The sequence below is a fragment of the Oleiphilus sp. HI0117 genome (genome assembly GCF_001635235.1).
In genome coordinates this window covers 1-11,233 of sequence record NZ_LWGA01000533.1, presented here as the reverse complement: position 1 = coordinate 11,233, position 11,233 = coordinate 1, and the positions used below count along the sequence as shown (strand labels likewise).

Here is an 11,233-nt window from a genome sequence, read left to right as displayed (position 1 = left end):
CTCGTAAACGCCCAACCAGTCTACGCCAACGAGCAAACCGCCAAAAACACCAACCATACTAAAGATTGCAGCCAGAAGCGGCATCGAGATAAAACCAGCCCACAAGCGCGGTGCAATAACGCACTTTAAGGGGTCAACACCCATCATTTCCATACTACTGAGCTGCTCGGTAGCCTTCATCAGGCCAATTTCTGCCGTTAAAGCTGAACCTGCGCGGCCAGCGAACAGTAACGCTGTCACCACCGGCCCCAGCTCTCTAACCAGTGTTAAGGCAACCATCTGCCCAACAGCTTGTTCTGAGCCATAATCGACAAGAATGCTGTAGCCCTGTAAAGCAAGCACCATACCGATAAACAAGCCGGATACAATAATAATAACAAGCGACAACACTCCGACGTGATATAACTGTTTGACCAGAAGGCGAAAGCCTTTGAGGTTTGGCGTTAAACCGAAAATAGCACGGAGCAAGAAAATCCCCGAACGCCCCATCGCCGCCCAAAAATCTATTCCCTTACGTCCATATTGAACAAAAAAATCAATCACTAAGCTAATCTCACACTTGAAGGAACTATGGGCTACCCTAACAATTCGCTACGAAAATCTGTAGCCGGGTAATGAAAAGGAACAGGGCCATCAGGCAAACCGTTAAGAAACTGCTTTACCAGCGGAGAGCCTGAGGTTTTTAGCTCCTCTGGAGAACCTTCACCAATGACAACACCGTCAGCCAAGATTACAGCATGATCACAGATGCTTAGGGACTCTGTAATATCATGCGAAACCAGCACGCTCGTTAAGCCTAATGCATCATTAAGCAAGCGAATCAATTGAACCAGCACTCCCATCGCAATAGGGTCCTGACCTGCAAAAGGTTCATCATACAAAATTAATTCGGGGTCCAAAGCAATGGTTCTTGCCAGAGCTACTCGACGCGTCATGCCGCCCGACAATTCGGAAGGCATCATTTCACGCGTACCACGTAAGCCTACTGCATGAAGCTTCATCAAGACGATATCTCGAATGATATCCTCAGGCAGGTTAGTGTGCTCACGTAGCGGGAATGCAACATTTTCATAAACGCTCAGGTCAGAAAAAAGCGCCCCACTTTGAAAGAGCATCCCCATTTTCTGCCGAGCCTCAAACAAATCTTTCCGCTTGAGTTTGCTAACATCGACTCCGTCAACCAGTATCTCACCGCTTGCAGGCCGTAACTGACCGCCAATCAATCTCAGCAGAGTAGTCTTTCCGGTTCCACTAGGCCCCATTATTGCGGTAACTTTTCCACGAGGGATATGCAAGGTCGCACCATTGAAAATACTTCGATGCCCTCTGACAAAATGGAGATTATTAATTGTTATATATGAATCCAAGATAGATTATCCCTAAACCTAGTAAATTCGCCACCGACTGACGCATTGCTTGGCTATTTAAACAAAGCTGCCTCATAGAGCCAAGGAAATTTAGCAATTTATTTGTACTTAATTCTCATCTTCATCAAATTGCTTTGCAATTACAAATTGGACATAATCACTTGCTTGCAATACCTGGCGATATCTTCACTAATAGGTATACTAAGGCCCTTCATTACACCCCTAGAAAAAACATTGATTAGATACTAACCTATGCTTCTATTTTCTTTAGCAATTATCCTCGGGCTTATTGTTCTTATTTGGAGTGCTGACCGATTCGTCAGTGGCGCCGTCGCTACAGCGCTCAACCTTGGCATGACACCGATGATGATCGGCTTAACAGTTGTTGCCTTCGGCACCTCAGCTCCCGAATTAATTGTTTCAGGTACTGCAGCACTAGACAATGCAAGTCACCTTGCGGTAGGAAATGCGATCGGTTCGAATATCGCAAACATTGCCCTAGTACTTGGCGCAACAGCACTGGTCTCGGCCATCCCCCTTAAAAAGGCAATTCTGAAGGTTGAGTTCCCGGTACTCATGGTCGCGACTTTCTTGGCCACCCTATTACTCAGTGACGGCATGCTGGATGCACTCGACGGTGTTGCACTATCTATAATTTTGTTTATTTCACTCATTGCTCTCGCCAAACTTCAAAACGCACCCGCGGGAGAAATCGATGAAATAGAAGACAGCAGATCCATCTCTGCAAAAAAAGCCTACATTCTTCTAGCTATAAGTATTGCTCTATTGCTCGCCAGTTCAAAGCTTTTGGTTTGGGGGGCAGTTGGCATCGCTACCGAGCTCGGCGTGAGCAAAATCATCATCGGCTTAACGATTGTTGCCATTGGAACCAGCCTACCCGAACTTGCAGCCTCCATTGCAAGCGCCCTTAAAGGCCATCACGACCTTGCCTTGGGAAACATTATCGGCTCAAACTTGTTTAATCTATTAGCAGTGCTAGCAATTCCTGCATTTCTTCACCCAATCTCACAGGGTGGCATCCCGATTAGTGAAGAGACACTATTCCGAGACTACGCTCTCATGTTTGCCCTGACCTTCGGGCTCGCTGCCATGGTTTATATCAAGCACGCAACCAAGAAGAACAGCCTTGGACCGGTAGCCGGCACGCTATTACTTGCTATCTATGGTGGCTACCTTTATGTATTGTACGAACAAACTGTACTTGCCTAGTTACAACACCTTCAACTTCACAACTAAGACTTTAGGGCCACCAACATGACTTTTAACGCACTTCCAAAAAACATTGCAGATAAAGCAGCCAGTATTAAACTCGTCGCACTCGATGTTGACGGCGTCATGACTAGCGGCAGTGTTTATTTCTCTGCACAAGGAGACGAACTAAAAGCCTTTAATATTCTTGATGGCCAAGGAATTAAAGCACTAATGAAGCATGATATCGAAGTCGCTATTATCACAGGTCGAACCTCAGCACTAACGGCGAGGCGCGCAAAAGACCTTGGCATTAAAAACATCCTTCAAGGAAGAGAAGACAAAAAAATTGCCCTAGGTGAAATTAGCGAAGAACTCGGTATTTCCTTTGACCAAATATGTTACGTGGGCGATGACTTACCTGACTTATCTGCAATCACCAGCGTGCAGCTAGGCATCACAGTTCCCAATGCGCATAGCCTTATTAAAAAGCATGCAGCACATTGCACTCAAACCCCTGGCGGCCAAGGTGCTGTCCGTGAAGTTTCTGACCTTATCCTGGAAGCTAAAGGACTTCTGGAAGCGTACCACCAGAGCTATTTATCTTAGACTCAAAACAGGCTATTTATGCTTAACCCGAGCCATTACAGACCTTTAATCATTGCCCTAGCCTGCCTTGCACTGGGTCTACTTTTATTTTCTGAAGAAAAGATAAAAGATACCCAAAAAAGCGCATCAGAAGCAGGTACAGACAGGCCCGCTGCATTCGTCGAAGGCGCAAGATTTACGCTATATGATGACAAAGGCTTCTCAACCAACTTACAAAGTAAAAGCGCATTATTTTACGCACAATCTGACCAAATCGATATCGAGCACATTGAGGCGACACTCTCAAATGAACAGGGAGAAATAATTCAACTTAGTGCCAACAATGGTGAAATCCAGCCAGACAGCGATACACTAATGCTTTCCGGAAATGTCATCATCGAGCAGATTATCCCCAGCGATAAAACATGGAGCATTGAAAGCGATCAAATATCGATAGACCGAAAACAGGCCTTTATCTCATCAAACCAAGCCGTTACCATTAGGAAAGATCAAAGCGTCATTCAAGCAACCGGCTTAAACGGCTGGCTTAATGAAAAACGCATTGAACTCCTTAGCAATGTCAGAGGACAGTATGCCTTCAATAAATAGCTTGCTCCGTGCCACCCTGTTAACCCTTTTGCCTGCTTTTTGTTTTGCAATCGACCCGAGCAGTAAACTTCCAATATCCATAGAGTCAGACCAGGCTAGCCTTGACGACCAGAATGGCACGTCAACCTATACCGGCAATGTCATAATCTCCCAAGGTTTATCTCGCCTAGAAGCAGATAATATTTCTGTAAAGGCGACAAATCGCAGCATTACAACCATCCAGGCCTCTGGCCAGCCAGCACACTTTGTACAACAAGTAAGCGCCGATAGCCCGAACACTCATGGCTATGGCAGCTCTATTACTTATATTGCAAAAGACAACTTGTTACGTTTTTCCGGCCAAGCTAAGTTAGTACAACAAGACAACTCCTTTTCAGGTGAAGAAATAGAGTACGACATTGTACGAAGAGCTATACGCGCCAAGGGAGATCAGACCCAAGGGTCTCGAGTTAAAATTCATTACTACCCTAATGCCGAGACCGCATCGGAAAATACTGAAGTGCCACTAATAAAAGGTTCTCCAGAAAACGAAAACAAACTGCCACTCGAACCTGCTCCAAATGCCGAGTCCGGTGCCGAGCAAAAGCAATAGACCTGAGCAACAATGAAAACTTTAAAAGCAGAAAACCTAGCCAAGGCCTATGATAAACGCCAAATAGTTAAAGATGTTTCCCTGACTATCAACAGCGGTGAAGTGATCGGGCTGCTCGGCCCTAACGGTGCTGGTAAGACCACTTGTTTCTATATGATTGTAGGCCTGGTTAAGCATGATAAAGGCAAGATATCAGTTAATGATACCGACCTATCATCCATGGCTATGCATGATAGGGCACGAAACGGTGTCGGCTACCTGCCCCAGGAAGCTTCAATATTTAGAAAGTTAAGTGTTCGAGACAATATCCTGGCGGTACTAGAGATTAGAAAAGATCTTTCTCGCAGCGAAAGGCGACAAAGAATGGAAGCCTTACTCGAAGAGTTTCACATCACTCACATCAAAGATAGTCTTGGCATGGCCTTGTCAGGCGGTGAACGTAGGCGAGTGGAAATAGCCAGAGCTTTAGCAATGGAGCCTGACTTCATTCTACTCGATGAGCCCTTCGCAGGTGTCGACCCAATATCGGTCAACGACATCAAGTCAATCGTCTCTCACCTTAAAAGTAAAAATATCGGCGTACTCATAACCGATCACAACGTTAGAGAAACGCTGGATATTTGTGAAAAAGCCTATATTGTTGGTGATGGCCATATCATTGCTTCAGGAAGTGCTGAAGACATTCTGAATAATGAAAAGGTCAAACAAGTCTACTTGGGCAATCAATTCAAATTATAAGCCAGTGGCTAGTTCATAGCATTCGATTCGAACAGCATATACAAACAATTAAGCATGACTTTCAGCTTAGAAATGAGTAGCATGCAATTTTCACGTCAACAAGACGATAACTTGATCTAAAACAATTATTTGTAGGCTGGTAACGTAAATATACTTTTATTTGTTTCACACTTTGCTATCTTCGCACTACACTTGTGTAAATGAAGTAAATATAAATACGTTTATTCACAGCGACCATTTCCGCAAAATATAATAAGCGACAATACATGATTCAAAATTTAAGTCTTAAGTTGGTGACATCCTCATGAACATGAAGGTTTCTCTCCAATTAAAGCTCGGTCAACAACTGACAATGACACCTCAATTGCAGCAAGCAATCCGCTTGCTACAATTGTCGACTCTTGACCTTCAAAACGAAATACAAGAAGCATTGGAATCTAATCCTATGCTCGAACTCCAGGACGATAACAACGAGCCTGGAAATACAAGTGATAAACAAGAAAATCAGAATGAAAGTCATCAAAATGATGGCAACGAGTACGCCTCTCAGGACAACCAACAAAGCAGTAGTACAGACACCAGTTCGAGCGAAGCACCTGCTAGCAATGAAGCCGACACGCCTAGTGAAGAGTGGTCAGATACTATACCGGAAGATCTGCCTGTTGATACGGCTTGGGATGACATATATACAAACAATGCGCCCAGTGGTCCCGCTCCCGAAGATGACAACAATGCCTTCGAACAAAGAAACGCTGCTACCGAGTCTCTTGCAGATCATCTAGATTGGCAACTTAACCTTACCCCCATGTCTGATCGCGACCGATACATTGCGATGTCATTAATCGACGCAACTGATACAGACGGCTACCTAACGAATACCGTTGAAGAGATACACGAGGGGCTGCACAACTCAGATGACGAAGACCCGGTTGAATTAGATGAAGTTGAAGCCGTCTTAAAACGCGTGCAGCACTTTGATCCACCTGGGGTATTTGCCAAAGACCTGCCCGACTGTTTGCTGCTACAGTTACGCCAGCTACCAAAAGATACGCCCTGGCTACCACAAGCAAAGCTTGTAATCAGCCACTACCTGAACTTATTAGGATCAAGAGACTACGCTCAACTAATGCGACGCAGCCGCCTTAAAGAGCATGAACTGAAAGAGGTTATCTCTCTAATTCAGTCTTTGAACCCTAAACCAGGTGAATCCATTGCTTCTTCCGAGCCTGAGTACATTGTGCCAGATGTCGTCGTAAAGAAAGAAAAAGGACGCTGGAAAGTTGAGCTCAACCCAGAGATTGCGCCAAAAATAAGGGTCAATGCAAATTATGCTTCGTTTATAAAGAGAGCTGACTCCAGTAACGACAACACCTTTATGAAGGATCAACTTCAAGAAGCAAAGTGGTTTATTAAAAGCCTACAAAGTCGTAACGAGACGCTTCTAAAAGTGGCAAGTAAGATAGTAGCTCACCAACAAGGCTTCCTTGACTATGGTGATGAAGCGATGAAGCCGCTGATTTTACATGATATTGCTGAAGCGGTAGAAATGCATGAGTCCACCATATCTCGTGTGACAACACAAAAGTACATGCATACGCCACGAGGCATATTTGAACTCAAATACTTTTTCTCAAGCCACGTCAGCACAACTACTGGCGGAGAGTGCTCGTCAACAGCGATTCGCGCAATTATTAAGAAGTTAATATCAGCAGAAAACCCTAAAAAACCTCTTAGCGATAGCAAGATTGCCGACTTGTTGAAAGAGCAAGGAATTAACGTCGCCCGCCGCACTATCGCAAAATACCGCGAAGCGATGTCGATCCCCCCATCGAACGAAAGAAAAAGATTGGTTTAATACAATATTTGATAACTTGCTGCCTGCAGCAAGTTGATTTGATAAGCGAAAAGTGAGTCAATATTCAACTCTCGCTAAAAATAACGATGATAGGAGAATACTATGCAATTAAATATCACTGGCCATCATGTAGATTTAACTGATGCACTTAAAGAATATGTGAAAACCAAATTGCAAAAGCTAGAGCGCCATATTGGCGGCATTAGCAACGTACAGGTAACCCTTTCTGTATCGAAACAAGCACATATTGCTGAATCAACGCTACATATCGCTGGTGCAGATATCCACGGCCACGCCGAGAACGACGACATGTATGCCGCTATCGACCAGCTAGTTGATAAGCTAGACCGTCAAATTCTTAAGCACAAGGAAAAGAAAGTTGACCGCGCACACGGCGCAGCAGCACGCTAGTTATTAGCGATCTTTAGAGTCGAAAAATGTCTGAAAATAAAATTACTATCGAGGCCATCTTGTCACCGGAGCTAACCCAACGCGGTTTGCCCGGTGGTAGCAAGAAAAAAGTTCTTCAACAGGCTGCACACCTGGTCTCAAAACAATTTCCTCATCTTGATGAAACTGAAATATTTGACAACCTTATTTCTCGTGAACGACTGGGAAGCACGGGAGTTGGGCAAGGAATTGCCATTCCCCACAGCAGACTGGAAAACTGCAAACAAGTTATTGGTTGTCTATTTACACTTGAAAAAAAGATACCTTTTGACTCGATAGATAACGAAGACGTTGATATTCTTTTCGTTTTACTTGTCCCCTCCGAGGCGACGAGCGAGCACCTGGATCTTTTAAGTCAAATTGCAGAGAAGTTCAACAACACTGCTTTTTGCGATAGTTTAAGGGAATCTGCTACAGGCACTGAACTTTATCAGAAAATAATTGCTTAAGACCTACAAACCTTAGAAGCTCAAAATTGCTAGGAACTTCTTATGAAGCTCGTTATTGTCAGTGGCAGATCCGGTTCCGGAAAAAGCACGGCCCTTCACGTCCTTGAAGACATGGGGTATTACTGCATTGATAATTTACCGGTTGGGCTTTTACTAAACCTTGGTAAACAATCACTACAAGGTAAAGATACAAGGTTAAGTAACGTTTCGATCAGTATCGATGCTAGAAATCTGCAGGGTGGAATAGAAGCATTCCCCCAAGTTTACGAGAAGCTAAAGCAGATGGAGATTGATGTCGATATCATTTTTCTTGACGCACAAAGTGAGACGCTCCTAAAGCGCTTTCACGATACTCGACGCAAACACCCACTTAGCAGCACAACACACTCACTCACCGAAGCGATTGAAACCGAAAGAACGCTTCTCGACCAGCTGGCACTAAAAGCTGACCTGACTGTCGACACTACGAAACTAACCCTATACGAGTTAAGAGACCTCATAAAACTTAGAGTGACAGGCAAACGAGAGCAAGAGCTCGCCATACTCTTTCAATCATTTGGTTTCAAAAATGGTGTTCCTAGCGATGCAGATTACGTATTCGACGTTCGCTGTTTGCCAAACCCATACTGGGACCCAAACCTTCGTACTTTTAGTGGATTAGATAAGCCCGTCGTAGACTTCATGAACGCCCAACCCGAATCCATACTAATGAAGGAAGATATCATTAACTTTCTCAGTAAATGGCTTCCTCAATTCAAAGCATCAAACCGTAGCTACATGACTATCGCGATCGGCTGTACCGGCGGCCATCACAGATCGGTCTATATTAGCGAACAGCTTGGTGCGCACTTCAAGTCGCAATTTGATAATGTCCAAATTCGCCACAAAGAGCTACCTTCACCTCACAAAACGTAATAAACTACCCTCTTTTCATTAGCTTAGTAGAACATCCATGCTTTCAGAACAAATCGAAATTATTAACAAACTTGGTCTCCATGCCCGTGCAGCCGCTAAATTTGTCGGTACTGCAACACGCTTTGAAAGCAGTATTAAAATCGCAAAGGATGGCCGAGAAGTCGATGGTAAAAGCATTATGTCTGTGATGATGCTCGCCGCAAGCTGCGGATCTTTTGTTGAAATCAGCTGCGAAGGTGCGGATCAGGAAGAAGCAATGACAGCGATCAAAGACTTGATCAATGATAGGTTTGGAGAAGGCGAATAAGCGCTCACTAAATTTCAAGCCCCCCACTCTTATCAGCTCCAATAAACTAGAACTCACTTTATAAAAGCAAACTAAGGCTCTGTTTATTGGATTATTCTGACTGTCGAAGTGTCAATTCATGCGCTATACTTAAGCAAACGTTTAAGCTATCTATATAGGTCTAATTGTAATCATCACTTCACCAGGCTTATCTGTTTTATCACTTAGCAGTTAACTAGAGATCAACGTGTTCCATGCCTAGCCAATTTTCAAACAAAAGCGCTAAAGAGAAACTTCATAGTGTAAATGAAGTAATCGAAAGCGGCTCTATCCGGCAAATTGAAAGGGTTGTGAACAAGGGGCTAAACGCAAGTGATATTGCACACCTAATTGAATCCTCTCCACCGCGAGAGCGAGCACTAATATGGCGCTTGCTGAATGACGATTTAAAAGGTGAAGTCCTACAAGATCTCTCTGAAGACATACAGGCGCACTTCCTCAGCAAGTTAAATGCTCAGGAAGTCGTAAACTTCACAGAAGACCTCGATACAGATGATCTCGCCGACATACTTCAGCAGCTACCTGACAATGTATCAGCTGAAGTCCTTGAGTCAATGGACACGCAAGACCGTGCCCGTGTCGAGGAAGTCCTCTCATATCACGAGGACACTGCCGGCGGCTTAATGAATACAGATACCGTCACCATCCGCCCCGGTATCACTATTGACGTTGTGTTGCGTTACTTAAGAAGACACCGTTCCTTACCAGAAATGACTGACAAATTGTTGGTTGTTAGTCGTAAAGACGAGCTAGTCGGAACTCTGCCACTTAATAAATTACTTGTCTCTAATCCCACTGCCACGGTTCGGGAAGTAATGGAAACTGACACCATTACCATAGATGTCAATCTGACCGATAGCGAAGTAGCTAATCTATTTGAAAGAAGAGATCTCGTCTCTGCGCCGGTTATTAACAAGGAAGGCATCCTTCTGGGCAGAATTACAATCGATGACGTGGTTGATGTCATCAGAGAAGATGCTGACCATTCGCTAATGAGCATGGCAGGTCTTGATGAAGAAGAAGATACATTCGCCCCCGTTAAGCAAACAAGCAAGCGCAGAGCTATATGGCTTGGCATCAACTTGATTACTGCCTTCATCGCATCAACAGTGATTGGCGTATTCAAAGAAACCATCGAGCAAGTCGTAGCGCTCGCCGTATTGATGCCTATCGTCGCCAGCATGGGGGGCGTCGCAGGTAGCCAAACATTAACACTGGTTATTAGAGCTATTGCTGTTGGCCAAATCAGCCATTCAAATCTGTCATGGCTGTTAAACAGAGAGTTTCTAGTATCCATAATCAACGGCACACTTTGGGCTTTTGTGGTCGCTGTCGCCGCCATTCTTTGGTTTAACGACCTAACGATTGGCCTGGTGATCGCTGCAGCAATGGTCATTAATCTAGTCGTAGCCGCCATCGCTGGCACAATCCTGCCTATTTACCTAAAATCAAAAAGCATTGATCCTGCACTAGCTGGTAGTGTTATCCTTACCACAATTACCGATGTTGTAGGCTTTTTGTCATTCTTGGGCTTGGCAACTTTTGCCTACGCGAACTAGTAAGACTCCATTAATATATTTTTTTGTTATACCATACAGGTACCAAAGTAATGAGCGATTTTGACCAATACCACGACGAAGATGATCTAGAATTTGAGAAAAGTAAAAGTCAGGTCAAGCGCGAGATGGAAGCACTCCAGGCTTTAGGCCGAAAACTTACTGAACTAAAGCCAGCTCAGCTAAAAAAAGTGCCAATGAGTGAAGATCTGACTCATGCAATAAAAGAGTCCTACAATATTCGTCAAAATGAGGCGAAAAGGCGGCACCTTCAATTCATTGGTAAGCTAATGCGCGCAGAAGACGCTGAAGCGATTCAGTTCGCAATTGATCAGTTTGACTCCAGCAGTCAACGATATGCTCAAGAGCTTCACCAAATGGAGTCCTGGAGAGACCGTTTGATTAGCGGTGGAAATGATGTGCTTAGTAATTTTATTTCCGACAACCCTGATACAGACGTACAACACCTGAGAGCGCTCGTTCGCAACGCTAAGAAAGATCACGACCAGCAAAAGAATACTGGCGCGGGTAAAAAGCTGTTTCAATATATTCGAACGAT

The 11,233-nt window shown here is 44.3% G+C and carries 14 protein-coding genes; 12 read left to right on the top strand and 2 right to left on the bottom strand.

Annotated features, from left to right (window positions below):
• The coding region (locus A3757_RS05945; RefSeq protein WP_197469858.1) for an ABC transporter permease at window positions 1-489 on the bottom strand (489 nt) is incomplete at its 3' end.
• A gap of 86 nt (window positions 490-575) precedes the next feature.
• Window positions 576-1,370 carry an ABC transporter ATP-binding protein gene (locus A3757_RS05940; RefSeq protein WP_197469856.1) on the bottom strand — a complete coding sequence of 265 codons (795 nt, stop codon included), beginning with the start codon at window positions 1,368-1,370 and terminating at the stop codon, window positions 576-578.
• A gap of 249 nt (window positions 1,371-1,619) precedes the next feature.
• Between A3757_RS05940 and A3757_RS05935 the strand changes: the two genes are divergently transcribed.
• From A3757_RS05935 to yjgA, 12 genes are all read left to right on the top strand, one after another.
• On the top strand, window positions 1,620-2,597 hold the full coding sequence (locus tag A3757_RS05935) for a calcium/sodium antiporter (RefSeq protein WP_068511153.1): 978 nt from the start codon (window positions 1,620-1,622) through the stop codon (window positions 2,595-2,597).
• Between the two features lie 45 nt (window positions 2,598-2,642).
• Entirely contained in the window at window positions 2,643-3,185 is a 543-nt protein-coding gene (locus tag A3757_RS05930; protein ID WP_068511157.1) for an HAD family hydrolase, read from the top strand.
• An 18-nt stretch (window positions 3,186-3,203) separates the two neighbouring features.
• Window positions 3,204-3,773: an LPS export ABC transporter periplasmic protein LptC gene (gene lptC / locus A3757_RS05925; protein WP_068553988.1), complete on the top strand. Its 570-nt coding sequence runs from the start codon at window positions 3,204-3,206 to the stop codon at window positions 3,771-3,773.
• Window positions 3,757-4,365, top strand: coding sequence for a lipopolysaccharide transport periplasmic protein LptA (lptA, locus tag A3757_RS05920; RefSeq protein WP_068511162.1), 609 nt, complete (start codon window positions 3,757-3,759; stop codon window positions 4,363-4,365). Before lptC ends, lptA begins: the two co-directional genes overlap by 17 nt.
• 12 nt (window positions 4,366-4,377) lie before the next feature.
• Window positions 4,378-5,103, top strand: a complete 726-nt coding sequence (gene lptB / locus A3757_RS05915; protein ID WP_068511164.1) for an LPS export ABC transporter ATP-binding protein — start codon at window positions 4,378-4,380, stop codon at window positions 5,101-5,103.
• A 310-nt stretch (window positions 5,104-5,413) separates the two neighbouring features.
• Complete coding sequence (locus A3757_RS05910) at window positions 5,414-6,958, top strand: RNA polymerase factor sigma-54 (RefSeq protein WP_068553996.1); 1,545 nt, start codon at window positions 5,414-5,416, stop codon at window positions 6,956-6,958.
• 102 nt (window positions 6,959-7,060) lie between these two features.
• Window positions 7,061-7,369 carry a ribosome hibernation-promoting factor, HPF/YfiA family gene (gene hpf, locus A3757_RS05905; RefSeq protein WP_068510392.1) on the top strand — a complete coding sequence of 103 codons (309 nt, stop codon included), beginning with the start codon at window positions 7,061-7,063 and terminating at the stop codon, window positions 7,367-7,369.
• 26 nt (window positions 7,370-7,395) lie between these two features.
• Window positions 7,396-7,857, top strand: a complete 462-nt coding sequence (gene ptsN, locus A3757_RS05900) for a PTS IIA-like nitrogen regulatory protein PtsN (protein WP_068510396.1) — start codon at window positions 7,396-7,398, stop codon at window positions 7,855-7,857.
• A 42-nt stretch (window positions 7,858-7,899) separates the two neighbouring features.
• Window positions 7,900-8,772, top strand: a complete 873-nt coding sequence (gene rapZ, locus A3757_RS05895; protein ID WP_068553990.1) for an RNase adapter RapZ — start codon at window positions 7,900-7,902, stop codon at window positions 8,770-8,772.
• A gap of 37 nt (window positions 8,773-8,809) precedes the next feature.
• Window positions 8,810-9,079: an HPr family phosphocarrier protein gene (locus A3757_RS05890; protein WP_068509651.1), complete on the top strand. Its 270-nt coding sequence runs from the start codon at window positions 8,810-8,812 to the stop codon at window positions 9,077-9,079.
• Between the two features lie 233 nt (window positions 9,080-9,312).
• Window positions 9,313-10,677, top strand: coding sequence for a magnesium transporter (gene mgtE / locus A3757_RS05885; RefSeq protein WP_068553992.1), 1,365 nt, complete (start codon window positions 9,313-9,315; stop codon window positions 10,675-10,677).
• A gap of 50 nt (window positions 10,678-10,727) precedes the next feature.
• The coding region (gene yjgA, locus A3757_RS05880) for a ribosome biogenesis factor YjgA (RefSeq protein WP_068739307.1) at window positions 10,728-11,233 on the top strand (506 nt) is incomplete at its 3' end.